The 25,018-nt window shown below is 63.3% G+C and carries 23 protein-coding genes; 4 read left to right on the forward strand and 19 right to left on the reverse strand.

Annotation, left to right across the window (positions count from 1 at the left end):
- Positions 1-44: 44 nt before the first annotated feature.
- The 8 genes from AC1DSF_RS16100 to AC1DSF_RS16135 all read right to left on the reverse strand — a co-directional run bounded on the left by AC1DSF_RS16100 (position 45) and on the right by AC1DSF_RS16135 (position 10,737).
- The gene (locus AC1DSF_RS16100) at positions 45-1,298 is read right to left on the reverse strand and encodes an SDR family NAD(P)-dependent oxidoreductase (protein WP_478183128.1); all 1,254 of its coding nucleotides are present in this window, start codon (positions 1,296-1,298) and stop codon (positions 45-47) included.
- Complete coding sequence (locus tag AC1DSF_RS16105; protein WP_478145818.1) at positions 1,295-2,464, reverse strand: thiolase family protein; 1,170 nt, start codon at positions 2,462-2,464, stop codon at positions 1,295-1,297. The genes AC1DSF_RS16100 and AC1DSF_RS16105 overlap by 4 nt, the downstream gene beginning before the upstream one ends.
- The gene (locus AC1DSF_RS16110; protein ID WP_478183129.1) at positions 2,461-4,083 is read right to left on the reverse strand and encodes an AMP-binding protein; all 1,623 of its coding nucleotides are present in this window, start codon (positions 4,081-4,083) and stop codon (positions 2,461-2,463) included. Before AC1DSF_RS16110 ends, AC1DSF_RS16105 begins: the two co-directional genes overlap by 4 nt.
- Positions 4,084-4,090: 7 nt before the next feature.
- Positions 4,091-4,573, reverse strand: coding sequence for an aromatic-ring-hydroxylating dioxygenase subunit beta (locus tag AC1DSF_RS16115; protein ID WP_478183130.1), 483 nt, complete (start codon positions 4,571-4,573; stop codon positions 4,091-4,093).
- A 130-nt stretch (positions 4,574-4,703) separates the two neighbouring features.
- Positions 4,704-6,017, reverse strand: coding sequence for an aromatic ring-hydroxylating dioxygenase subunit alpha (locus AC1DSF_RS16120; RefSeq protein ID WP_478183131.1), 1,314 nt, complete (start codon positions 6,015-6,017; stop codon positions 4,704-4,706).
- Positions 6,018-6,029: 12 nt separating this feature from the next.
- The gene (locus tag AC1DSF_RS16125; RefSeq protein ID WP_478145821.1) at positions 6,030-7,022 is read right to left on the reverse strand and encodes a PDR/VanB family oxidoreductase; all 993 of its coding nucleotides are present in this window, start codon (positions 7,020-7,022) and stop codon (positions 6,030-6,032) included.
- A 14-nt stretch (positions 7,023-7,036) separates the two neighbouring features.
- On the reverse strand, positions 7,037-8,536 hold the full coding sequence (locus tag AC1DSF_RS16130; RefSeq protein ID WP_478183132.1) for an indolepyruvate oxidoreductase subunit beta family protein: 1,500 nt from the start codon (positions 8,534-8,536) through the stop codon (positions 7,037-7,039).
- 17 nt (positions 8,537-8,553) lie between these two features.
- The gene (locus tag AC1DSF_RS16135) at positions 8,554-10,737 is read right to left on the reverse strand and encodes a thiamine pyrophosphate-dependent enzyme (protein ID WP_478127214.1); all 2,184 of its coding nucleotides are present in this window, start codon (positions 10,735-10,737) and stop codon (positions 8,554-8,556) included.
- Positions 10,738-10,820: 83 nt separating this feature from the next.
- Here AC1DSF_RS16135 and AC1DSF_RS16140 point away from each other — a divergent pair, with 83 nt between their 5' ends.
- Positions 10,821-11,387 (forward strand): MarR family winged helix-turn-helix transcriptional regulator, encoded by a 567-nt coding sequence (locus AC1DSF_RS16140; protein ID WP_478183133.1) that lies wholly within the window; start codon positions 10,821-10,823, stop codon positions 11,385-11,387.
- A gap of 6 nt (positions 11,388-11,393) precedes the next feature.
- Here AC1DSF_RS16140 and AC1DSF_RS16145 read toward each other — a convergent pair whose 3' ends face one another.
- The 6 genes from AC1DSF_RS16145 to orn form a co-directional block, all read right to left on the reverse strand.
- Complete coding sequence (locus AC1DSF_RS16145) at positions 11,394-12,344, reverse strand: quinone oxidoreductase family protein (RefSeq protein ID WP_478127216.1); 951 nt, start codon at positions 12,342-12,344, stop codon at positions 11,394-11,396.
- Positions 12,341-13,141, reverse strand: a complete 801-nt coding sequence (locus AC1DSF_RS16150) for an alpha/beta fold hydrolase (RefSeq protein ID WP_478127217.1) — start codon at positions 13,139-13,141, stop codon at positions 12,341-12,343. The genes AC1DSF_RS16145 and AC1DSF_RS16150 overlap by 4 nt, the downstream gene beginning before the upstream one ends.
- Positions 13,138-14,136, reverse strand: a complete 999-nt coding sequence (locus AC1DSF_RS16155; protein ID WP_478127218.1) for a 3-hydroxybutyryl-CoA dehydrogenase — start codon at positions 14,134-14,136, stop codon at positions 13,138-13,140. Before AC1DSF_RS16155 ends, AC1DSF_RS16150 begins: the two co-directional genes overlap by 4 nt.
- Entirely contained in the window at positions 14,126-15,199 is a 1,074-nt protein-coding gene (locus AC1DSF_RS16160) for an NAD/NADP octopine/nopaline dehydrogenase family protein (RefSeq protein WP_478127219.1), read from the reverse strand. Before AC1DSF_RS16160 ends, AC1DSF_RS16155 begins: the two co-directional genes overlap by 11 nt.
- Before the next feature lie 248 nt (positions 15,200-15,447).
- Complete coding sequence (locus tag AC1DSF_RS16165) at positions 15,448-17,265, reverse strand: DEAD/DEAH box helicase (protein ID WP_478127220.1); 1,818 nt, start codon at positions 17,263-17,265, stop codon at positions 15,448-15,450.
- A 218-nt stretch (positions 17,266-17,483) separates the two neighbouring features.
- Positions 17,484-18,092 carry an oligoribonuclease gene (gene orn / locus AC1DSF_RS16170; RefSeq protein WP_478127221.1) on the reverse strand — a complete coding sequence of 203 codons (609 nt, stop codon included), beginning with the start codon at positions 18,090-18,092 and terminating at the stop codon, positions 17,484-17,486.
- 95 nt (positions 18,093-18,187) lie between these two features.
- Here orn and AC1DSF_RS16175 point away from each other — a divergent pair, with 95 nt between their 5' ends.
- The 3 genes from AC1DSF_RS16175 to rsgA are packed head-to-tail and all read left to right on the forward strand — an operon-like array spanning position 18,188 to position 20,788.
- On the forward strand, positions 18,188-19,462 hold the full coding sequence (locus tag AC1DSF_RS16175) for a M48 family metallopeptidase (protein ID WP_478127366.1): 1,275 nt from the start codon (positions 18,188-18,190) through the stop codon (positions 19,460-19,462).
- A 15-nt stretch (positions 19,463-19,477) separates the two neighbouring features.
- Positions 19,478-19,816 carry a 4a-hydroxytetrahydrobiopterin dehydratase gene (locus tag AC1DSF_RS16180; protein WP_478127222.1) on the forward strand — a complete coding sequence of 113 codons (339 nt, stop codon included), beginning with the start codon at positions 19,478-19,480 and terminating at the stop codon, positions 19,814-19,816.
- Positions 19,817-19,849: 33 nt separating this feature from the next.
- Positions 19,850-20,788, forward strand: coding sequence for a ribosome small subunit-dependent GTPase A (gene rsgA, locus AC1DSF_RS16185; RefSeq protein ID WP_478127223.1), 939 nt, complete (start codon positions 19,850-19,852; stop codon positions 20,786-20,788).
- Here rsgA and hisC read toward each other — a convergent pair.
- The 5 genes from hisC to trmD all read right to left on the reverse strand — a co-directional run bounded on the left by hisC (position 20,782) and on the right by trmD (position 25,001).
- Positions 20,782-21,867, reverse strand: coding sequence for a histidinol-phosphate transaminase (gene hisC / locus AC1DSF_RS16190; protein WP_478127224.1), 1,086 nt, complete (start codon positions 21,865-21,867; stop codon positions 20,782-20,784). The genes rsgA and hisC overlap by 7 nt on opposite strands.
- Before the next feature lie 15 nt (positions 21,868-21,882).
- The gene (locus AC1DSF_RS16195; RefSeq protein ID WP_478127225.1) at positions 21,883-22,884 is read right to left on the reverse strand and encodes a CobD/CbiB family protein; all 1,002 of its coding nucleotides are present in this window, start codon (positions 22,882-22,884) and stop codon (positions 21,883-21,885) included.
- 42 nt (positions 22,885-22,926) lie between these two features.
- Positions 22,927-23,643, reverse strand: a complete 717-nt coding sequence (locus AC1DSF_RS16200; protein WP_478183134.1) for a CoA pyrophosphatase — start codon at positions 23,641-23,643, stop codon at positions 22,927-22,929.
- Positions 23,644-23,787: 144 nt separating this feature from the next.
- Positions 23,788-24,168 (reverse strand): 50S ribosomal protein L19, encoded by a 381-nt coding sequence (gene rplS, locus AC1DSF_RS16205; protein WP_478145826.1) that lies wholly within the window; start codon positions 24,166-24,168, stop codon positions 23,788-23,790.
- 86 nt (positions 24,169-24,254) lie between these two features.
- Complete coding sequence (trmD, locus tag AC1DSF_RS16210) at positions 24,255-25,001, reverse strand: tRNA (guanosine(37)-N1)-methyltransferase TrmD (protein ID WP_478127228.1); 747 nt, start codon at positions 24,999-25,001, stop codon at positions 24,255-24,257.
- Positions 25,002-25,018: the final 17 nt, after the last annotated feature.

The following is a 25,018-nucleotide window of genomic DNA, read 5'->3' on the forward strand; positions in this document are numbered from 1 at the left end:
CTTTCAAGGGCGGCCACACCAAGTGGGCAAGCCTGGGGTGTTGATCAGCCCCCGCCGGCAGCGAGTTCGCGTTCGAGGATCTTCGGGTTGTCGCGCCAGCGTTCGAGCCACTCCTGGGCCACATCGCCGGGATACACGTCTTCGACACCATCGCGCAGCGCCTTCACGATGGCACTGGCAATTCCGCTCGGCGCCAGCTTGGGCGGCGGGGTGTGCTGATTCCATTCGTCGTCGATCGGGCCGGGAAAGAGGTTGATCACCCGGATGCCCGCTGGTCGCATTTCAGCGCGAAGGCACTGCGCGAGGGAATGCGCCGCGGCCTTCGAAGCGCTGAAGGTGCCGTGCGGCGGGAAGTTGCTGAGTGCGTAGATCGACAGCAGATTGACCCACGCCGTTGCGCCGATCGTGCCATCGGCAGAGCGCCCCTTGAGCGCCGGCCCGAACTCCTGCGCGAGTCTCAGCAGGCCGAAGTAGTTGATGTCCATCTCGGCCTTGGCGACGTCCGTGCCGCGCCGCGATCCGATGCCGTAGGTGCGGTGCACCTCGGCGTTGTTGATGACGATGTCGACCCTGCCGCCGATCTCTCCGGCCAGTTCGCTCACCGAGCGCCCGTTGGTGAGATCGAGCGGCACCAGCGTCACCTGCGGCAAGCTCGTGATGTCCTCAAGGCCGCCCATCTTCTTCCAGGGCTCCGCATGGCCGACCCAGACGATGTCGGCGCCGGCCTTGACCAGCGCCCGCACGATGGCTTGCCCGACCTCGGTCTTGCCATCGGTCACGAGCACCTTGCGGAACTTGGGGTCGCTGGTCATTTCTCTCAGCATCTTGTCGTCGGCCATGTGGGCGCTCCCTTCTTTCGGAAATCCAATGAGTACGGCCTGTCCCGCACGATCGAGCCGCGCGCCGACACGCACGCGCGACGGCGCTTCGCCGACTTCGCCATGCAGGTGAACCATGAGCGTCGGGCCGGCATCGAGATGCACCAGCCCCAAGCGCCAGGGCAGCCGTTCGCGAAAGAACAGGTCGTTGCTGTGATGCAGCGTGGTGCTGCTGATCAGTTCGCCTTCGCCGTTCTGCTCACGCCAGTGCAGCCGGGGCGAGAGGCACTTGTGGCAGGCCTCGCGAGGCGGGTATTGCACCGTGCCGCAGACTTCGCAGGTCTGCAGTTCAAAGCGGCCTTCAGCGGCTGCGGCGGTGATGCCCAGCGCCACACGGCCGCGCGCCGATGGCGGCAGATTGATCTGGCGTGTGCGCAGCACCGGGTTCTTGCGCTTGGGGCGCATCAGGGGCATCGTCATGACGGCCTTCCAAAAATGACCGCGCCGGTGCACAGGCAGCGGTCGTAAGTGACCATGCCAAAGCCGGCAACCAAGCCCAGTTCAGCGTTGGGCACGGTCCGCGGCCCTGCCGCATCGGTCAGCTGGCGGAGGGCTTCCGTCATCCCGAGAAAGCCGCCGGCCGCACCCGCCTGCCCGGCCGATAACTGGCCGCCGCTGGTGTTGTTGGGAAAGCTGCCGTCATTCGTCATGCTGTGGGAGCGCACGAAGGCCGAACCCTCGCCCTTCTCGCAGAAGCCGAGGTCCTCGAACTGCATCATCACGATGACCGGGTAGTCGTCGTAGGTCTGCACGAAGTCGATCTCCGAAGGCTTTGCACCGGCCTGGGCGTAGAGATCGTCGCGGTCCATGCGCCATCCGCCCTGGACCATCACCGGGTCTTCCGAGTACGCGTTGTGCCGTTCGATCGAACCGCGAATCACCACATGGGCCAGCCCAAGATCGCGCGCCCGCTCTTCGCTCATCACGAGAAAGGCTTCCGCGCCGGCGCATGGCATCACGCAGTCGAACAAATGGATCGGGTCGGAGATCGGCCGCGCGGCGATGTACTCATCGAGCGTCAGCGGCTTCTTGAACATCGCGTTGGGGTTCTTGAGTGCGTTGCTGCGCTGATCGACGCAGATGCGGCCGAAGTCTTCGCGCGTTGCACCGAACGTGCGCATGTAGTTCGCGGTGATCATCGCGAAGATCGAGTTCGGGCCGCCTGAGCCGTAGGGATACGTCGCATCGCGTGCAAAGTTGCTGAAGCTGCCCAAGGTCTGCCTGAACGAATCGACGTGATTGGTATCCGCAGCCACGCAAGCCACCACGTCGGCATCACCGGACTGAACCGCTCGCGCTGCGCGACGAAGGCACATCACGCCCGATGCGCCGCCAGTCGGCACATGATCGAGCCATCGCGGCGACAGGCCCAGATGCTGCGTCACTCCCACGGCGGTGTCCGGCGCGAGCGAAAAGCTGCTCACGCACAAACCGTCGATCTCATCCTTCTCGAGGCCGCTGGCTTTCACCAGCGACTCGATCGCCTGCCCGAGGAACCAATGCGCGGTCCGCGTCGAATAGCGGACGTAGGGCACCGTCACAGGCACTGCCACAGCAACACCCTCATAGGAAAGCCGGCGCTTCATGATTGCCTCTTCTTCATGGATCGCGTGTCGAAGCAGTGCGGCTGCCCCGGCAGCGCATGCGCCAGCTCGCGCAATTGGCCGCGCTGTATCTTCTGCGAAGCGGTGAGCGGCAGCGCATCAACAAAGGCGACATAGCCGGGCGCCTTGTAGTAGGCCAATTGCGCCAACGCGTGCTCGACGATGCTGGCGGCCATCTGCTCGCGGGAACTTGCATCGACCTCGTCGCGCACGACGATGCATGCAAGCACCTCATCGCCGCGCACCACATCGGGGGTGGCCGCGACTGCGGAGGTCTTCACGGCCGGGTGTTGGTTCAGCACGCTTTCGACTTCGACCGCCGAGATGTTCTCGCCGCTGCGACGGATGACGTTCTTCTTGCGATCGACGAAGTAGTAGTTGCCTTCCGCATCGCGCCGCACCATGTCGCCGGTGTGAAACCAGCCGCCGGCCCAGGCTTCGCGCGTCGCTTCCTCGTCCTTGAGGTAGCCGGAGAAGAAATAGCGCTTCGGGTCGGCGCCGGAAGATCGCACCAGGAGTTCGCCCGGAGTGCCATCCGTGACATCCTGGCCTTCATCGTCGACGAGGCGAATCTCCACGAAATCTTCGCGGCGGCCGAAACAGCTCGTGCCGACCTGGCGCGGCTCGTGGTTCGCCATCACGCAAGCAGCGGCACCGGTTTCGGTCATGGCCCAAGCCTCGACCAAGGGAAACCCGAAGCGCGCTTCGAAAGGCGCATGGTTCTTGCGGTCCACGCCAGCGCCGAACCCCCAGCGAATGTCGTGCTCGCGGTCCAAGGCCGATGCGGGCGCCGACAGAAGCATCGCCGGCATCACGCCCAGGTAGTGCGCGATGGTGGCCCGGCTTTCGCGGGCACTCTGGAGCCAGGACTTCGGGTGGAAGCGGTCGAGCTGCACCAGACAGCCGCCCGCGACCAACACCACCATGGTCGAGAACGCCATCGCGTTGACATGGTTGAGCGGCAGCGGCGTGATGATGCGTTCGGCGTCCGGCCGCACAGGACAAAGATCGCCCAATTCCGCGTACCACTCACCTGCGCGGAGGAAGTACTCGTTCGACAGCATGCAGCCCTTGGGCCGCCCGGTCGTGCCCGAGGTGTAGAGCAGCGCGCATTCCGTCGCGAGTCCGATCGGCTCGGCGGCGCGCGGTGGCGCTGTCTTCGATGGCGGGACGGCATCGTCCGGCCCCATGGTTTCAAAGGGCCGGCCGGCGATCTCGGCAGCAGCGCGAAGATCGCCGGCGCGGTGCGGCAAGGTCACGGCAAGCGCGATCTCGCTGTGGCCGATCAGATAGCTCAATTCCGCCGATCGCATTTCAGCGTTGATCGGCACCACGCTCACTCCCAGTGCGCTCAGAGCGAACCAGTGGAATAGAAACGCCGGCCGGTTTTCAAGCAGGAGGCCGACGCGATGCCCGTGGCCGTAACCTGCCTTCGCGTACGCGGTCTGGAGTCGCTCGACCTCGGCAGCAGCGGCTCCCCAGAGGATCGGGCCGGCCGGGATGCCATAGGCATCCGCCGTGACCGACTCGGTGAACAGAAACTCGCCCTGTGGCGTGCGCCGCGCGCTCGCTGCGAAAGCCCCGTGAACAGTTGCTTCCATGTCGGGCCTAGATGAAGAGCTGCACAGCCGGAAGAGCCGCGTCGCAGTTGAGCAGGTTGACTCGCTTGAGCGTCATGCGCAGCGCGCCGTCTTGCACTGTCAGATGGTGAAAGAAGGTGCCGACGTAAAACTGGAGCTCGTCGCCTTGCGATTCGGTGTAGTGAAACTCCGACCGCACGACAAAGCGGTTCGCCGTCATGTCGAATTCTTCGACAGTCGGTGTTTGCAGCAAATGGTGGCAACGGCTCGGCGGCTGCTGCGAAAACGCACGCGGGCTCTTGAGACGCTCGATACGCAAATCGCGCAACAGCTTGTCTTCGTAAAGATGCGACGTGTGGTTGATGCCGTCTTCCTGATCAGGCACCAGCGGAACCCAGTAGAAACCGTCATCCGTGAAGAGTGCATTCCACTCCTCATATCGTTTGGCATCCAGCAGCCGCGACTCGTTGACCACGAAATCAATGAGATCCTGGCGGGTAACTTCTTTCATCTCATCCTCTCCGTCCCTGGCCCATTCAAGAAACACCGCGGAACCGGCTTTGCCGGGCCGCTGGTGTTGCCCCCTCCAAGGGGGTTGGCGAAGCGACACGAAGTGCGCAAAGACTGGGGGTAGTTCAAATTCACATCGTTCTCGTCATGTAGCGGGCCCAACTGCGGTACTGGTTGCGCATCGGCAGCTCGCTGGTGCCGACGGTCGTGATCTCGCCGCCCGCTGTTTCAGCCGGATCGTAGTTGCGGTGCAGGCTGACCCATTCGTTGCCGCTCGCATGCAAGCCCGCCTGGATGCCCCGATAGGCCTGGAGGTCGTCGTGTCCGACCACAGAGAACGGCGAGTTGATGAGCCGGTTGTACATCGTGGTGCGCTGCAGCAGTTCGGGCGGCGCGCCCTTGAGGCGGAAGGTCCAGCTCTCGATCAAGGTCTTGTCGACCGAGATCGGCCGCACGACGCGAATCGCCTGGATCGCACCCTTGATGGTGAGATTGGGGTAGTACACGGTGTTGTGGCGCGCCATGCCGAGGATCTGCGCAGTGCGCTCCTCCCCGTAGCGGGCCTTCATCGCGTTGTCGTACTCGGGGATAGCCTTGTACTTGCTGTGGATGCTGAAGTTCACGCCCGTGAAGCTGTGGCCGTTGTCGTAGGTGCGAACGCCCATGTCCTCGAAGAACTTGTAGTCGGACATGAAGGGCACGAACTGCTCGATGGCCATCGGCTTGGGTTCGTCGGCGGGCTTGTCGGCCCACATGGACTTGGCGGTGCCCGCGGAGGACTCATGCGCCACCATCGGGTGCATGGTGTCGTTGAGGTTCTCGACAAACATCTTCCAGTTGCACTGGTGCACGAAGCGCAGACAACCGCCGGCGATTTCGAGTTCGCCTTCGGGGGAGCGGTCGGCCATGTTGTCGATAGAGCTCAGCGAATCGCCGAAATACGTTTCGAAGTCCGGTCCGACATCATTGATCTTGATGAAGATGAAGCCTCGATAGCTGCGCACGTTCTTCAACGTGGTGAGGCCCTTGGCGGACTCGCACTCGTGCAGTTGCGTGCCTTCGTAACCATTCTTCAGAGGGATCGACAGGAGCGATCCATCCGTCTTGAAGGTCCATGCGTGATACGGACAGCGAAAGAACTTGCCGGTGTTGCCACACGGCGCCGACACAAGACGCGAGCCCTTGTGTGCACACCGGTTCATCATGGCGCGCACCGAACCATCGGTGTGGCGAACGATGATCAGCGGCCGGCCTGCGATCTCGGTGTTGAGGTAGTCGCCGGGCTTCGGTATCTGGCTTTCGTGGCCCGCGTAGTTCCAGGTGTTCGCGAAGAAGTGCTCCTGCTCCAGCTCGAAAAGTTCGGCGCTGGTGTAGAGATCTCGATGCACGCGATCGGCCTGCACCAGCGCGCGCACGGCTTCGGGGTTGCCTCGGTACGAAGTCAAGGTCGTTCTCCTTCAGATGTCCAGCACCAGCCGCTGTCCCTTGATGCGCGAAATGCAGATCTGCATGACGTTGCCTTCCGCCTTCTCGCGCGCGGTGAGCACGTAGTCGCGGTGGTCGATGTCGCCCTCTATCACGGGCGTCGCGCAGACACCGCATTCGCCGCGCTTGCAGTCGAACATCGGGTCGCAACCGTGCTCGATCAGGCAATCGAGGATGCTCTGGTCCGCCGGCACCGTGAAGCGCTGGCCGGACTGAAGCAACTCGACCTCGAACGCGTGGTCGCCCTCTTCGACGGCCGGCGTGGTGAAGAGCTCGAAATGCACGCGGTCGTGCGTCCATCCGCGCGCCTGGGTTTGAGCGAGCACGGCGTCGAGCATGACCTTGGGGCCACACACGTAGAGCCGATCACCCGCGGGGAACGCGTCGAGCAATGCGCCGATGTCGAACGGAGCACCGCGCTCTTCATCCGAATGCACGACCAGGTCATCAGCCAGCACCGATTGCAGTTCAGGCAGGAAGGCCATCAGCTCACGACTGCGGCCGGCGTAGTGCATGCGCACGGGCAAACCCTCGGCGCGGCGTCGCGCGGCCATGCTCGCGAGAGGCGTCACGCCGATGCCGCCGGCCAGCAGCACCGTACCGCCGGGGCCGGTGTGCAAGGGGAAGTCGTTCTTCGGCAGCTCGATGGTGACGGTATCGCCTTCACGCAGTCGCTCATGCATGAAAAGCGATCCGCCTCGGCCATCGGTTTCCTTGCGAACGGCAATCACGTAGTCCGTTGGTGATTCAGTGGCGTCAGGCTGCACCGCGAAGTTGATCAGAGAGTAATGACGCCAATCCTGAGTGCCGTCGGGAAGGTCGACGCGCACGCGGATGTGCGCACCAGCGGCGTAGCCGGGCAGCACACCACCATCGGGCGCGCGCAGGCGGAAGGTCTTGATCAACGAATTCAGTTCGCGCGCTTCAACGACGCGAAGCTGCAATGTGGCGGGCTGGGCGGTCATGGGCAGATCTCAGGTCAGGCGAGCGCGTGTTGAACGAGCGCGGCGCGCAGCTTGTGGCCGTGCTCGTCGGACAGCGCGGCGTCGCGCAACTCGCGCACTGTGGCGGGAGCGATGTTGGTGCCGGCGCGCTGCAGGGCGCTCATCACCGCGTCATAGTTGCGCAGGCCGCGCTCGTGGGTGTCGCTATAGCCTTTGACGAGGCGCTGGCACTGGGCAATCTCGACGGCGAGTTCGGGGTGGCGCGCGGCCGTCTCGGCAATGCGTTGCAGCCATTCTTCGATGCGGCGGTTCTCCTCCGCATAGCGCAGCGTCGAACGGCGCCAGCGCTTCATCCACGCGACGGTGCTGAGCATGAGATAGCCGCGCAGGGAGCTGGTCTGGATCACGCGACCGCGCTGCGTGAGACGCTCCACAAGATGGCGCGGCAGTGATGAATTCATCAACCAGCGGCCGATGCCACCCGGCAGCGTCTCGCAGATCTCCTGCAGGCGCGGATGCATGTACTCGTTGATCGCGAGCACCTGGCCGTCCTGCACGCTGGCTTCGCCGCGCACGCGCTCGAATCGCGAAGACCGCGTCTTCAGAGCAGCAACTCGTGCCGTGTCTTCATACGACATCCACAGCGCCAGATGACGTGCCGTTTCGCGCAGGAGTTTGCCGTCATCGTTGACAGGCACGGCGGCGATAGCGGCCGTGCGATCGAGGTAGAGGCCGGCATAGTCGATGTCCTGGTAGTCGATCAGTCGGCGCACGCCTTCGAGCAGGAACTGATGTGTCGCCGCCGGAAAGTCGCGCTGTACGCGCTCCACCAGCGCGCGCACAGCCGGATGGCTCGGCTGCGGCACGGGCGTCTGTACCGCTTCCGCTGCTGCTTCCGGCTCAGCCTCACCCTGTGCGCGCGCGAACGCACCGCCGAAGGCCTTGAGGCTGGGCTTGACGCCGACGCCACCGCGTTCGATGGTCGCTTCGAACTGCGCGCGACTGAAAGGAAGCACGCCGGATCCCGCCAGCGCACCAAAGAGCACCGCACTGATCACGCTGCCCGACTCCTCCGCGGCCTTCGCCATGTCGAAGCGAATGAAACGCTTCGCCGCACGTTGGGCATGCGACAGAAGTTCGGCGCTATCGACGCGGCCATCTCCCAGCGCACTTTTCTCGGCAATCGAATAGACCCGGTGAGTCGATGCGATGAGGGTCGTGCGGTCGGCTGTGACCAGGCCGCGCTGCACCGCACGGCCAGCTTCCATGAGCTCCGATGCGAGGACAACGTCGACATCGCCCGGCAGAGGCATCAGCGCCAGTACGGGCCGGCCGCGATCGGCCTCGGCCTGCGCTTGCGGGTAGAGCTCGACGTAGTAAATGGTCGCGCCGGTGCGCTGGGCCACGCCGGGCACGGATGTGGTCTGCGCGATGTAGCCGTTGGCTTCGCCCATGTCGACGATCCAGTCGGCAAGCACGCCGCCGCCCTCGCCGCCCATGGCGAGGATGGCAATTTTGATAGGTTGGTGTCGCATCGGATGTCTTCAGATCTTCAGAACGTGTAGGCGGCGCGGCGCTTGGCCTCGCTCTTCTGCAGCCAGCCGATCACGCGCTGCCGCAGCCCGTCGCGAAAGCGGTCCCAACCCGTCGGATTGCTCACGATCTGCGCCTTGTAGAACGAGGGGCACAGCACTGCGGCATGCGAGACTTCGCCGCACACGCCGCAGCCAACGCAGGTGTCGAGCACCGTCGCAACAGGGTCGGTGCGCAGCGGATCGGGGTTGGGCTTGATCGACAGCGATGGGCAACCCGACAGCCGGATGCACGAGTGGTCGCCGGTGCACGTGTCGGAATCGACGCCGAACTTCTCGCGCACCATGCGCTTGCCGTCGGCGATGGCTTTGCGCACCGCGGGCTTTTCGCGGCGCTGCTTGTTCAGCATGCATTCGGACTGCGCGATCAGGACCTTCGGCCCCTTCTCCTTGGTGGTCAGCGCTTCCTTGAGCGTGTCGCGCATGCCTGCGACGTCGTAGGTGCGGCGCAGGGTCCGGACCCACTTGACACCCACGCCGCGCACCGCGCGCTCGATCTCATGGCCGGTGCTGCGCGTCGCGTTCACCGCCTTCGACGAAAGGATGTCCTGGCCGCCAGTCGCGGACGTGTAGTTGTTGTCGACGACGATCGTGAGGTTGTCGCTCTGGTTGAAGACCGCATTGGCGACGCCGCTCGTCAGGCCGTTGTGCCAGAAGCCGCCGTCGCCCATCATCGAAATCGCGCGCTTGCCTGCGGGCGCGTTGAGCGCCGCGGCGCCCGCGCCACCCAGTCCGTAGCCCATCGTCGTGTTGCCGATGTTGAACGGCGGCAGGATGGAGAACAGATGGCAGCCGATGTCCGCGCTCACATGGTGCGGACCGAGTTCGCGCTCGACCAGCTTCATTGCGCTGAAGATCGGACGCTCCGGGCAGCCGGTGCAAAAGCCCGGCGGGCGAGCGTGCACGCTGTCGCCGAGCGGCTTGGCGGGTTCGTGCGCGGCGTCGACGCCGATCTCCGCCACTTCAGTGAGCGGGATCACCTTGCGCACCGCGGCACGAGCGGGCAGCGGCTGCAGGCGGCCGTAGCGCTCGCAGAAGGTGCGCGCGCCTTTGAGCAGTTCGGCCGCCGTGTATTCGCCGGCGACCGGAAGCATGTCCTTGCCGTGCAGCGCGGTCGTGGAGCCGGCTTGGCGCAGGATGGTCGCGAGGTTCTGCTCGATGAAGTTGGGCTGGCCTTCTTCCACCATCAGCACGGCGCGCTTGCCTTCGCAGAAGCGAAGCACTTCGCTCTCGATCACCGGGTAGGCGACGTTCATCACGTACAGCGGCACCTTGGTGTTGCCATAGACGTCGGCCAGATCCAGCCGTTCGAGCGCCCGGATGAAGGTGTTGTAGCTTCCGCCCTGCACGATGATGCCGATGTCGTCGGCATCTTCCGAGAAGAACTCGTTCAATTGGCGCTCTTCGATGAAGCGCACCGCGGCGGGCCAGCGGTCCTTCACCTTTTCCTGCTCGTGCAGGAAGCTGGCGGGCGGCAGCACGATGCGGCTGACATCGCGCTGGGGACTCTCCATCGCTTCCTTGATGGTGAACTTTGGGCGGCGGTTGTCGCCCGCGATGAATTGCCCATGCACATGGCAGGCGCGGATGCGCAACTGCAGCATCACCGGCGTGTTGCTGGCTTCGGAGAGATCGAAGCCCTGCTTCACGGCATCGACGATGCTCGGCAAGTTCGGGCGCGGATCGAGCAGCCACATCTGCGACTTCATCGCGAATGCGTGGCTGCGCTCCTGCATGATCGACGAGCCTTCACCGTAGTCCTCGCCGACGATGATCAGTGCGCCACCGGTCACGCCGCCCGAGGCCAGATTGGCCAGCGCATCGGAGGCGACGTTGGTGCCCACCGTCGCCTTGAAGGTCACGGCGCCCCGAAGCGGATAGTTGACGGATGCCGCCAGGGTGGCGGCGGCAGTCGCCTCGCTGGCGCTGTTCTCGAAGCGAATCCCGTGCTCCGCGAGGATGTCCTGGGCGTCGGCCAAAACGTCCATCAAGTGCGAGATCGGTGCGCCCTGATAGCCAGCAACGTACGAAACGCCGGATTCGAGCAAGGCTTTGGTGACTGCCAGAATCCCTTCACCGCGAAATACGTCGCCGCCCGAGAGCCGCAACTTCTTGACCTCTTCCACGAATGATCGCTCTGCCATGGCGCACTTCCTGATTAGGGTTTGCTGGGTTCCCGGTGGAACCACGGTCTCTATAATGTTGACAACTGAATGTATTCACAATCATGAATAACCCTAGACATGCAAGCAGCGTGCCCGCCGCAGATCCGGGGCCATTCGGGGTCGACACGTCGGGCGAGAAGCTCCGCTTTGTCGATGACTATCTGCCCGCGTTGCTGGCGCAGGCGAGTCAGCTGATCTCTTCCGAATTCCACCAAGTCGCCCGCAAGCATGGCTTTTCGGTCTCCGAATGGCGTGTCATGGCATCGCTGGCGGGCGGTGAGCCGATCAGCATCGGGCAACTCGCGCAGGTCACAGTGACCAAACAGCCCACGGTTACGCGGCTGCTCGACCGGATGGAAGCGCRCGAGCAGGTAGAGCGGCTGCCCCACGACAGTGACCGGCGAATCACTCTGGTGCGGATCACGCGCAAGGGCACGAAGGCGGTCGAGCATTTGATGGAACTGGCGCGCGAACATGAGCGGCGCGTTCTCGAGCCGTTCGGCCTTCAGCGGGCGGAAGAACTCAAGGACACGCTGCGCCACATCATCGAGTTGCATGCGCGTTCACCAGGTGAGGCGGTTCAAGCGGGCGATTCCGGCGATACGGGCGACGTAGCCGAAGAGGACTGAAGCCGGTCAGCCGCCGGGTACCAGGACTGCGCGCCCGCGATGACCGCGTTGACCGATCCAGTCCATGGCTTTGGCGGCTTCTTCGAGCGCAAAGGCTTGCACATCCAGCCGCAACCGACCGTCTGCCAGCCTTGCCAGCAGCTCAGGTGCGGCCGCGCGCCCGGCGGCTTCGCGGCGGAACATGTTGAGCGGCAACAGCGACACGTCTCGCTGCAGAAAGTGCGCGATATCCAGCGACAGCGTGTTGCCGGCGGTATATCCGACGAGCACTGCGCGGCCGCCGGGCCGAACACGGGGCAATGCTGCGCTCAACACCTGCCCGCCGACGGTGTCGACCAGCAGATCGAAATCGGGCGACACGTCCTGCAAGGCTTGCGCCAAGTCATCCCCCAGGACCACCACCTTCGCGCCGGACGGCATCGACTGCGCCTGTGCCTCCCTGCCGACGACAGCCGTCACTTGCGCTCCGGCGTTGAGCGCCAGCTGCACCGACATCGAGCCGACCGCGCCCGTCGCTCCGGTCACGAGCACGCTCTCGCCGGCCGCAAGATGTGCGATGTCGTTCAGCGCGACCCATGCCGATGTGCTGGGCGAGAAGAAGGCAGAGCCGATGACCGCTGGCACGCCATGCGGCAGAAACCCGAGTGCTTCATCGGGTGCATCGATCAGCTCGCACCAGGTGCCGTCGAAAAGCGTGCCCAGCCCACTCCCGCGCAGCCATACCCGCTGGCCCTTTGCGTATCGCGCGCTTTCGACCACCACGCCGGCGGCCTCGACACCCGGCGTATAGGGGAATGGCGGATGCTTGAGGAAGCTGCCGCGCCAAACGGTGCGGTCAATGTGGCCCACGGTGGCAGCTTCCATGCGTACGATCGTTCGGCCCGCACGCGCGACTGGCTCCGGAATGTCTTCCAGCACGGGAGACGCATCGAATGCATGTACGCGAACGGCTTTCATTGCTGCGTCTCCAAGAAGGAAAGCACCGCTTGCGCAAACGCTTCGGGCAACTGGTCCGGCAAGGGGACCATGCCGCCGTCGATATCGACGATGCGCGAGTTCGCAAGATGCTGATGCAGTTCGGCGGCGTGGGGAGCCGCGAAGGGATCGTCGGTCGCGCGGATGATCAGCGTCGGTTGCCTCACGCGATCGATGCGATCCTCCATCCGATAGGCAGCCACGGCACGATGGCCGTCCTCGGGGCTGCCGCTCGCCTTCAATGCATCAAGCACGAAGGCCTTGAGCAATGCCGGCCGGCCCGCAGGATAGAAACCTTGCCGTCGTTGCCACAGCGCAGTGAGGTGCGTCCCGTCGTCGCTCGGTTCAACCTCGTCGATCGGCGGACGCTCGGCGCGCGCGCGACGGAATGCATCGCCGGTGAAAGGCGTCGACGACAAAACGAGTGCGCGCACGCGCTCCGGAAAAGCCGCCGCAAGCTCGATCGCAATCACGCCGCCCGTGTGATGGCCGACCACGGCGGCGCTTTGGATCTTTAGCTCATCGAGCAGCTCGCACGCGACTCGTGCCCATTGCTCGATGCTCGCCGGTGCATTGCCTGGGGCGGAATCGCCAAAGCCGACGGTGTCCATGGCGATAGCGCGATGGCGCCTGCCGATCAACGGAAGCACGGCCTGGTATTCGGTCCAGCTGCGCGGTGACTGATGCAGCAGCAACATGGCGGGCGCCTCGCGATCGCCGCATTCGGCGTAGTGAATCTGCCCTGGTGACAGATCCGCGAAAGCGCGCCGTATTTTCATGAGAGCGTCTTCGAGGCAGGCGGTTGCCAGAGGCCCGCGTGCTTGAGCATGCCGAGAGTTCGCGACAGCACGTCCCGGCGGTAGGCCGCAACGTCGCGGCCTTCGTAGTCATAGAAACCGCTTCCGCTCTTGAGGCCGAGCCGCCCTTCCTCGACCATTCGATCGACGATGGCCGGTGCGGTGTACCGGCCGCGATCGATCGACGAGGACATCTCCCGGCTTGCGTGGTGCAGGATGTCGCAGCCGCCGAAGTCGATGAATTCGACCACGCCGAGCGCGGCAAAACGCAGGCCGAGGCCATAGCGGGTGGCCTTGTCGATTTCTTCGGCAGTGGCGGCGCCCTCCTCGATCATGCGGGCGGCTTCGTTCATGACGAGCGCCTGCAGCCGCGGCACGATGTAGCCCGGCGCGGCGCCGCACACGACGGGCAGCTTGCCGATGCCCTCCATCAGCGCCTTGGTGCGGGCGACGACCGCAGGGTCGGTATCCGCATGGCAGCTGAGTTCGACGACGGGGATCACATAGGCCGGATTCAGCCAATGCATGTTGAGAAAGCGCTCCGGCCGGCGCACCAACGCCGCGAGCTGCGTCACGAGGATGCTGCTGGTCGTCGAAGTGAGGATCGCATTGTCGTCGCAATGCCGGTTGATGTGTTCGAAGGCCTCGCGCTTGGCGTCCAGCGTCTCGGGCACTCCCTCGAACACGAGCTCGGCCGCTGCCAGGGCGGCAGGTGCCTCGGCTGCATTCACGAAGTCGACGCGGGCGGCGATCGTCCGGACCTGCGCGGCATCGATCATGCCCAGTTGCGCGAGTCCTGACAGGCTCGATTCAATCTCGGCTTGCGCTTCGCTGCGGAGCTTGTGCCAGGCTTCGTCGCCACGCGGACGCAGGTCGATGAGAGAAATGCGATGGCCAGCATATGCGAACGCTATCGCGATGCCACGCCCCATCCGCCCCGCACCGACGGCGGCAAATCGCGGCGACTCATTCGCCATCGTGCAATCTCTGCTTGAGTTGCGCTGGGGTCATTCCGGACAGGCCGAGGGCTTCGAGAGTACGCGGGCCCTTGCGCAGATCGCGACCCAGAAATCCCCCGACGATCGCCAGCAAACCATGCGCGATCGGCGCGTCAACATCCGCGTAGCGCGCCGCGGAGGCCAGGAAGGCCAGTCCGAGTTCGGTGTCTTCGGTGATGTAGCGGTGTGCATAGAGGTCGATGTTTTCGCGCCAATCGCCCGACTTCACCAACTGCTTGTGCGCGTCGCCATACATCCACTGATCGTTGTTGTAGTGGTCCGCCAATGGATAGTGCGGCGCGCCATGGCCGAAAGCGTCGCGGACCGCGATGCGCTCCTGGTCGAGGCGATCGGTGACGTCGCGCACGGCGCGTTGCGTGCCTTCGTTGTGGATGTCCCAGCGCTCGAAGTGCTGGAGCGGCGCGGCGTTCATCACCATCAGGGGCGGATGGATGATCGGGCCTGCGTTCATCAATGCGCCGGAGAGCGCGTCGCCGCAGCCATGCACGCTCGGATAGGCCCTGCGGATCACCTCGATCGCTTCCTGCGACTTGCGCGCCGGATACACACCGGTCGGCAGGCGAATGGCGCGGATCGTCACATTCACTTCGCGCTCTCCGTGCTTGCGAGCGAGATAGGGCAGCGTGCCGGTTTCAGCCCAAGCCACATCGGCACGACTGCCGGCTTCGGCCGCGACACGCGCCATGACATAGCTGCCGAAGGTGCCGGGCGGAAGGAAAACGACTTGGCCATCGACCAGGTGCGGCGCCATCGCACGGGCGATGTCTTCCTGCGCTATGGCCGGCGTCGGAATGACGATCAACTCGGCGCCGCGCATGGCTGCCGCGATGTCGGCCGTGGCGAGTGCCACCTGTACGTCCCGCGTGCCGGCGGCGTCCTTGAGCGTGATCGAACCGGCTCTGCGAAGCGGTTCCAGCGCGGCGGCGTCACGGCGCCAGAGATGCACTTCATGGTCGGCTTCAGACAGGTCTGCGGCAGCCGCGTAGGCGCCGTGGCCGCCGCCGAGAATCGCGATTTTCATAGAGCAACAGGAGAAGAACGAGGTGGCAGAACCGGCTGCAGGAGTGCTTCCGGGGGATTTGGAACCTCAATACATTACTTTTCAACTGTTCATGAGTCAACTAAATTGAGGGCATCTACGCGTTTCCGATAGGTCGGCTCAACGGCTCGACTTTTCGATCGCCCGAAAGGCAAAAAGCCCGCACTCGTGAAAGTGCGGGCTTTTTGAAGGTTGGCAGCGGCCTTATGGTCCGCTGCTATTGACCGATATCAGCGAGTAGGCTTGAACCCACGTTTCTGCGCATCGCGCGGTACGAAGACCTTGCCGCCGCCGGCATGGCCACGGGGCGCGAATCCATCACTGCGAGTTCCGCCGGTACCGCCGCGCGGTGCGCTGTCGCCCCAACCCGGCTTGCGGCCGTATCCGCCTTCATTGCGATCACCGCCAAAACCGGCATTGCCCTGGTTCTGGAAGCCACGGGGCGCCGGAGCGCCGGGGCCGCGCGAATTGCGATCGTTGAAGCCGCTGGCGCCGGCATAGCCTGCGCCAGCGCCGCCGCGATGCCCGTTGCCACCACCGCCGAATTTGCGATCGCGCGAATGATGGTCACGGCTGTCACGGCCGCGGCCGCCGAAATCGCCTTGCGGACGCGACTGCGGTGCGCGTTGCTGGGGCTCGAGGCCCGGAACGACTTCCGACTTGAATTGCTGGCGGGTGTATGCCTCGATGTCGAAGATCCGGCGGCGATCACGCAACTCGGCGAAGGTAATGGCGAGGCCATCGCGCCCTGCCCGACCGGTGCGGCCGATGCGGTGCGTGTAATCCTCCGCCTTCATCGGCAGGCCGAAGTTGAAGACGTGCGTGATGGTCGGCACGTCGATGCCGCGCGCGGCAACGTCGGTCGCGACGAGGATCTGCACCTGTCCCTGGCGGAGTGCCATCAGGCGACGGTTGCGCAGTCCCTGGCTCAATGCGCCGTGCAGCGCAACGGCGCTGAAGCCGTCCTGCTGGAGGTCGTTGGCAAGGCCATCGCACTCGACCTGGGTGCTCGCAAACACGATGGCCTGGTTGATGCTGGTGTCGCGGAGCCAATGGTCGAGCAACTTGCGCTTGTGCTGGGTGTTGTCAGCCCAGAAAAGCATCTGCTTGATGTTGGCGTGTTTTTCCTGAGGACTGTCGATGGTCAGACGCTGCGGTTCGCGCATCACGCGCTGCGCGAGTTGCTGGATGCGCGGCGCAAACGTCGCGCTGAACATCATGGTCTGCTGGCGTTCGATCGTCAGTTGGTTCACTTCGGCGAGATCGTCCGAGAAGCCGAGGTCGAGCATGCGGTCAGCCTCATCGACGACGAGGAACTTGACTTGGTCGAGCTTGATCTGCATCGAACGCTGCAGATCGAGCAGGCGGCCCGGCGTAGCGACGACGAGGTCGGCGTTCTGCAACTTGGCGATCTGCAACTGGTAAGGCATGCCGCCAACCACGCTGGCGATACGCAGGCCACGGCAATGGTTGACCAGATCGATCGCGTCATGCGCGACCTGCTGCGCCAGTTCGCGCGTGGGGCAGAGCACCAGCGCACCGGGCGTGGCGGCCTTGAAGTTGCGCGTGTTGGTGGGATCCTTGCGCTTCGGCCTCTTGGGCGGCGCTTCGCCGCGGGCGGCGGCCTCTGCAGCGAGACGCTGGAACTCAGCCTTCGCGGCGGCTTCCGCTTCGGCTTGGCGCTGCAGCAGGGTGTGAAGCACAGGCAGCAGGAACGCCGCCGTCTTGCCGCTGCCGGTCTGGCTGGAAACCATCAGGTCGACGAAGCGAGCGGGGCCGCCGACGTCGCCGGTGGCTGTCATGGCACGAGGGATCACCTGTTCCTGCACGACGGTCGGCTGGGCAAAGCCCAGGTCTTCGACGGCGGCGATCAGTTCAGGCGCGAGGCCCAGCTTCACGAAGCCATTCGGCGCCTTGGGCTGCTCGGCGGCTTGGATGCCTTCGACTGCAGGGGTGGTGATGGAGATGAATTCGGCTTCACCAGCGATGGCGAAGTTGTCGGATTGCACAGGCGCGAAATCGCCCTGCGCTTCAAAAGCGTCGGTCATTAAAAAAGTCTCATACGCGAGCGCAGCCGTAAACGGCGCTCCGTCGGGTGGTGAAAAACATCAACCATCCAACGACGTTCAGCTGCGACTTTCGCCGAAGCTGCGGCCCTCTTATTCGGGCGCGATGTGCAAGATAGGGAGATGCAGGAAAACGCTATCAGACATGTCTAGTTGCCAATAGCGAAGCCAGCGATTATTGCACGAACCCGGGTTTTCACCTAATCCTGGATGCGCAGAAAGGTCTCGCGGTAATGCGCCAGTTCGTCGATGGACTCGTGGACGTCGGCGAGTGCCGTATGAGCTTGTTGCTTCTTGAAAGCGTTATAGGCGGCCGGCTTCCAGCGTTTGGCAAGCTCCTTGAGCGTGCTGACATCCAGGTTGCGGTAATGGAAATACGCCTCCAGCTTGGGCATGTACTTGACCAGGAAGCGGCGATCCTGGCCGATGGTGTTGCCGCACATCGGCGAGCCGCTTTTGGGGATGTACCGCGAGATGAACTGAATCAGCTGTTGCTCTGCCGCGGCTTCATCCAAGGTGGACGCCTTGACCTTGTCGATCAACCCGCTGCGCCCATGCGTTCCCTTGTTCCAGGAATCCATGCCGTCCAGCAGTTCGTCGCTCTGGTGGATGACAAGGACCGGGCCTTCGATGCGCGGCGAGAGATCAGGACCCGTGACGACCACTGCGATTTCCAGCAGCCGTTCCTTTTCGGGGTCCAGACCACTCATTTCGCAGTCGAGCCAGACGAGGTTCTGATCGGTCTTCTTGAGCGTGGCCGCAGGTGCGACCGTTTCGGTGGATTCGGGCATTCGGCGATTGTCGTCCATACCCCCTTTCGAAGATCGGCCTCGCCCACATGGAGAGCGTACGCAACGCGTCCGCCGCCGACGGGCGGCAGGTCGGCGGGCTAAACTCGGCCGCCATGTCCACCACGTCGTCAGCGCCCCTCGCCTTCACCTTGGCTTTCGCCCTTGCGCTGGTCGCGGGGCTGGTCGTGAAGTTCTGGCTCGCGACGCGGCAAGTGCGCCACGTGGCACGTCATCGCAACATCGTCCCGCAGGCCTTCGCGCAGGCGATCACGCTCGAGGCGCACCAAAAGGCGGCCGACTACACGATGGCGAAAACGCGGCTTGGCGTGCTCGAGATGGCGTGGAGCGGCGCCGTGCTGTTGGGTTGGACCCTGCTCGGCGGCCTCGACCTGCTCAACAAGACACTGCTGGGCTGGATGGACGGCGGACTATTGCAGCAATTGGCTCTTCTCGGCGCCTTCGCGGTGATTGGCGCGGTTCTGGAGTTGCCCTTCACGCTCTGGCAGACCTTTCGGCTGGAGGAGCGTTTCGGGTTCAACAAGATGACGTGGCGCCTATGGATTGCGGATGCAGTCAAGGGCATGCTGGTGGGTGCCATGATCGGCTTGCCGCTCGCGGCGCTCATTCTGTGGCTCATGAGCGCAGCCGGGGTCTTTTGGTGGCTCTGGGCCTGGGGTGCGTGGACAGCGTTCAATCTGCTCTTGATGCTGGTCTATCCCACCTTCATTGCCCCACTCTTCAACAAGTTCCAGCCGCTGGACGACGCTGCTCTCAAGGACCGTGTGAACGCATTGATGCAGCGCTGCGGTTTTTCGGCAAAGGGCCTCTTCGTGATGGACGGCAGCACGCGCAGCGCCCATGCCAACGCATATTTCACCGGGTTCGGTGCCAGCAAGCGCGTCGTCTTCTACGACACGCTGCTGCGACAACTGAATGCCGGCGAGGTCGAAGCCGTGCTCGCCCACGAGTTGGGCCATTTCAAGCATCGGCACGTCATGAAACGAATGGCTGCGATGTTCGCGCTCAGCCTGGCTGGTTTCGCTCTGCTGGGCTGGCTGTCGGTACACACGTGGTTCTACGCCGGGCTGGGTGTGCAACCGAACATGTCAGCGCCCAACGACGCGCTTGCCATCCTCCTCTTTATGCTGGTGGTGCCTGTCTTCGGCTTCTTCGTGGCGCCGCTGTCAGTGTTGATATCAAGACGGCATGAATTCGAGGCCGATGCCTATGCAGTCGCCCAGACGAGTGGCTCCAGTCTTTCCGCGGCGCTCCTCAAGCTCTATAAAGACAACGCCTCAACACTGACGCCGGACCCGATATTCGTCAAGTTCTACTATTCGCACCCACCGGCGTCCGAACGCCTTGCGCGAATGGCAGCCGTCACCTGAACCGGAATGCCGACGATGAACAGCATGATGAAATTCAAGGACTGGAAGTCCCAGCCCCGCCGGGCCCTGAGCGCCACGGAGATCGTGGCAAGCCTCGCGCATCTGGATGGCTGGAAATTGGCAGGCGACGGGGCGAACGTCGCGATTGAAAAGACGTTCACCTTCGCGAACTACTTCGAGACGATCGCCTTCGTGAACGCGCTTGCGATGGTGGCTCACAAACACGATCACCATCCGGATCTCACGGTCCACTACAGCCGTTGCGTGGTGCGATTCAATACCCACGACCTGGGTGGCATCTCGGCGACCGATTTCGACTGCGCGGCGCAGGCCGACGCGCTGCTCGACACTTGAACCAACGCTTGGGCCGACGCATGGAACGCACTCTTGGCTAAGCAGCGCGCCGGCACCGACGGCACGGCGCTGCGCGACGGGTTGGTTGTCGCTGGGCACGGCCGCCACTGCATTGTCGAAACACTCGAAGGCGAGCGCGTGATTTGTCATCCGCGCGGCAAGAAGAGCCAGGCCGTCGTCGGCGACCGGGTGCAGTGGCAGGTGAGCCAGGACGAGGGCACCATCGAAGAGGTGCTTCCGCGCAAGAACCTGTTCTATCGACAGGATGAAATCCGGACCAAATCTTTCGCCGCCAATCTCGACCAGGTGTTGATCCTCATCGCCGCGGAGCCCGAGTTTTCAGAGACCCAGCTGACACGCGCCTTGATCGCGGCCGCGGCTGAACACATCACCGCACTCGTCGCGCTCAACAAGCGTGACTTGAAGATTCCATTCGATCGTGCCTGGAACAGGTTGGCCCCTTACAGGCACATGGGCTATGAGGTGCTGCCATTGGCACTCACGGCCTCTGGCGAAGCTGATCGCGCGGCGCTGACGGCGCTGCTCACCGGCAGGACCACGCTGGTGCTGGGTCCTTCGGGCGCGGGCAAGAGCACGATGATCAACTTGCTGGTGCCCGGCGCCACCGTCCTGACAGGCGAAATTTCGCAGGCGCTCAATTCGGGCAAGCACACTACGACGAGCACGACCTGGTATTGGATGGACAAGGCGACCAACACCGCCCTCATTGATTCGCCGGGGTTCCAGGAATTCGGGCTGCATCACATCGAAGCCATGCAGCTTGCGCAGCTCATGCCCGATATCGCCGAGCACGCGACGGGCTGCAGGTTCTACAACTGCACGCACCTGCACGAACCAGGCTGCAGCGTGATTGCGCAGGTGGAGTCGTCTTCGCATCCAGGCGCCATCAGTGCATCCCGCTACCGCATCTATGGCGAGTTGTTCGCCGAACTGAGCCAATCGCGTTACTGAGCGCCGAGGATTTCCGCCAGTGCATCGACGAATGCAGAACACTGATCTCGCGTGCCGACGCTGATCCGCAAGTACTCCGCGATGCGCGGCTGCTGAAAATGGCGCACGAGCACTGCCTTTTCACGGAGTGACGCAGCAAGTCGGCGGGCGTCATGCGCGGGGTGCCGTGCAAATAGAAAATTGGCCTGGGACGGCAGGACTTCGAAGCCCAAGTCTTCCAGTTGCAGCAAAAGCCCTTCACGCGTGTCGATCACGTCCTTGCGTGTTCTTTCGAACCAGTCTTCGTCTTCGATGGCAGCCAGGGCACCTGCCAGCGCGAGCCGATCCACTGGATACGAATTGAAGCTGTTCTTGACACGCTGCAGCCCATCGACGAGATGCGCCTGGCCGAAAGCAAAGCCGACCCGCAAACCTGCGAGCGAGCGCGACTTGGACAAGGTCTGCACAACCAGCAGATTCGGATAGTGGCCGATCAGTGGCAGCGCGCTTTCCCCGCCAAAGTCGACGTATGCCTCGTCCACCAGCACCACGCGATTCGGACACGCGAGCAGCAACAGCTCGATCTGGGCAAGCGGCAATCCGATGCCAGTCGGCGCGTTTGGATTAGAGACGACGATGCCGCCACAACCGCTCGCAGCTCGCGCGGCCAGCGCCTCAGCATCGATGCGGAGACCTTCGTCCACTGCTTCGAGTTCGCATGCGATTCCGTAGAGCTGTGCGTAGACGCGGTAGAAGCTGTATGTGACGTCTGGAATCAGCAGGGGTTGAGACTGCTGAAAGAACGCGAAGAAGGCGTGGGCCAGAACCTCGTCTGAACCGTTGCCGACAAACACTTGAGAAGCGTCCAGACCGTGCTGCTCAGCGAGTGCTTCACGCAACACTGCCGATTCAGGATCGGGATAGCGCTCGAGTCCGCTTTCAGCCGCCCTTTTGATCGCGCCGACCACGCGCGGTGAGGGCGGATAGGGATTTTCGTTGGTGTTGAGCTTGATGAGGTTCGGGATTCGCGGTTGCTCACCGGGCACATAGGGTTCGAGCGCGGCAATGCGTGGGCTCCAGAAGGTCGAGGCATTGGACACGCTCGGTTCCCAGCCTCAGCCCAGCAGGCGGGCCAGTGTGAGCAACGCCAACAAAACCATCCACATCACCACGGAGCGCCAGACAAGTCCCACAACGCTGCGCAGATGCGCGGGCTCCGGCTCGCGTCCTGGTGTGCTTCCGCTGTCCGGCACACTTCCGTCGGCGAACGAATCTCCCGCTTGTGCACGTGGCAATGGGTCTGTCACCGGAAAGGGGCTCAGCGTACCGCCGCCGAGGCGCACGTTGACTGCACCCGAAGTCGCCGCGAGGATTACGCCATCGTTCTGATTGGGAAATCGGCGAGCATCATTGCGCCAGCAATCGATCGCCTCCTCGAAGCTGCCCACAACTGCAAAGCCGAGGGCGGTAATCCTGGCTGGCAGCCAGTCGATCAATGCCCAAGCGCGCTCGGCGGCCCGCTGAACCCAAATGCTGGATGGTTGAGTGGATGCGCCACTCTTGTGCGTCCAATAGCGCGCGACGAATTCGCTCATCCGATAGAACACAGCGCCAGCAGGGCCGAGGCCAATCGCCGCAAGGATCGAAAACCAGGCCAGCACCCCAAAGACGTGCCGATGCGCAGCGATCACCGAATGCTCGATCACGTGCCGAACAATTTCGCTGCGCGGCAGGTTGACGGCATCCACTCGTTGCCAATGCGCAAGTAGCGACCGTGCCAAGGGCTCGTCGCCTTCGTCCAATGCGTCTCGAATGCCGGTGAAATGATGACTGAACTGTCGAAATCCCAATGTGACGTACAGAACCGCAACGCTCCACAGAACCGCAAACGGAAGTCCCAGACTCAGAACCAGAAGCCAGTGCACGGCGAGCGAAAGCACGGTCGGTACGAACACGGCAAGGCACCAGGCTACCCAACCATGATTGGGCTTGCCCGCATCGAAGTTGCGGCTGGTCCAGCGCGTCCACGCAAGCACGCCGCCATAGACGGGATTGTGGTAGGCCAAGGGCCGCACCTGCTCGATCAGCAACGCGCACAGGATCGCAAAGAAGCTCATGCGGTGATGATACGAGAGGCTTCAGGGCAGCTGGATGGCCGCTCAGGCGGAGAGAAAGCGGTAGAGATTGCGCAACATACCCGCCGTGGCGCCCCAGACGAAACGCTCCTGAGAGCCGTCGTGGTATGGCATCGAAATCCACTCGCGAGACTTGAGGTCGTCGCCGACCATGGTGTGGTGACGGTGATTTGCAGGGTCCATCAGAAAGGCGAAGGGCACTTCGAAGGCCTCGGCGACTTCATAGGGATTGATCGTCAATTGAAAATCGGGGCGAACGAGTGCAACGACCGGTGTGACGACGAATGAGGTGATCGTCGTGTACGTCGGCAGACTTCCCAAGACTTCAATGTATTCGGCCGAAAGCCCAACCTCTTCCCAAGCTTCTCGAAGCGCAGCCGCGGCGATGTTGGCATCCTCCGGATCGACCCGGCCGCCGGGGAAAGCCACCTGGCCGGAATGATTGGTCAGTTGGGCGGAGCGTTCAGTCAGCAAGACCGTGGGCTTGTCCCGCATGATCACCGGCACCAGCACCGCGGCTTGAGCGGGTGCTCGGTCCGTCATCTGGGGCTCGCGACGAAGTTCGGGGACCCATTCGGGCGGCGCCGCAAAGCGATCGCGCAAGCCATGGGCGCTGAGTCGCTCGGGCGAAACCGCCGGCATATTGGAATCAACAAAGGTGACGGGCACTTCGCGAGGATCGAACGACCGCAGGGCCACGGGAAGAACGGCATTGATCGTTTCGACAGGGGAAGCGCGCATGGCCGATGGAAGATGGGTCAAGTAGATGGACTTGATGAGTTAAACGCGAAAACAATGGCAGCGAGGGCACGGCACCACAAAAATCGGAGATGCCAATGCAAAAAGCCGCCTTGAACGGCGGCTTTTCGCGTGCCATGCAGCTTTTTACTGAGCTGCCGTTGCTGCCGACTTGCCCGGCAATTTTTCCTTGATGCGAGCCGAGCGGCCGCTGCGTTCGCGAAGATAGTACAGCTTGGCACGACGGACATCGCCACGACGCTTGACCTCGATATTGGCGATCAAAGGACTGTAGGTCTGGAACGTACGCTCGACGCCTTCGCCGCTGGAGATCTTGCGAACCGTAAAGCCGCTGTTGAGGCCGCGATTACGTTTGGCGATCACGACGCCTTCGTAAGCCTGAACGCGCTTGCGACTTCCTTCGACGACGTTCACGCTGACGATGACCGTGTCACCGGGCATGAAGTCGGGGATTTTCTTGCCGAGGCGGGCGATTTCTTCCTGCTCGAGGGTCTGGATGAGATTCATGATTTCCTGATATCGATCATGTCCGCGCTACACAAATGGCGCCTTCGGGTGAAGGCGCGGCCGGGCAGAGGATCGGGAACCGAACATTATAGCTTTTTCTGGAGAGCTTTTTCGTCTGCCGCGCTAAGGCGACCCGCGCGCCGGGCAGCATCGATCAGGTCGGGGCGCTTCTCGGAGGTAATTGCCAACCTTTGATCGCGGCGCCAGCGATCGATCTGGAGGTGATGGCCCGACATCAAGACAGCAGGGACGCCCTCGCTATTCCAGATTTCAGGTCGCGTGTAGTGCGGGCAATCAAGCAAGCCGTCGAGGGCAGGATTGAAGCTGTCCTGAACGTGGCTGTCCTGATCCCCCAAGACACCGGGCTGCAGCCGCGCCACGGCATCCAAGAGCGCCATGGCGGCAATTTCGCCACCGGACAACACAAAGTCACCGAGGCTGATTTGGTGCGAGACCCTTGCATCGATAAAACGCTGATCGATGCCCTCGTACCGCCCGCAGATCAGAATCGCCCCATCACCAGCCGACCAACGCTCGACGTCGTCGTGGCGCAATGTTTCGCCCACCGGTGAAAACAAGACAACTGGGGCTGCAGCCTGGCGCGATGCCAGCGCGGCGTCAAGGCAGTCCGACAGGGGCTGCGCCAGCATCACCATCCCAGGGCCGCCGCCGAACGGCCGATCATCGACGCGCCGATAGTTTCCTTCGGCAAAATCGCGCGGATTCCAAAACACAACCTCGACCTGCTTGGACTCGTAGGCGCGACGCGTCACGCCATTCGAAAGAAGTGGCGAAAACAGTTCGGGGAACAGGGTGATGATGTCGAAGCGCATGACGGCCTCATCTCAGA

The sequence above is a fragment of the Variovorax sp. 01N429 genome, assembly GCF_056399425.1.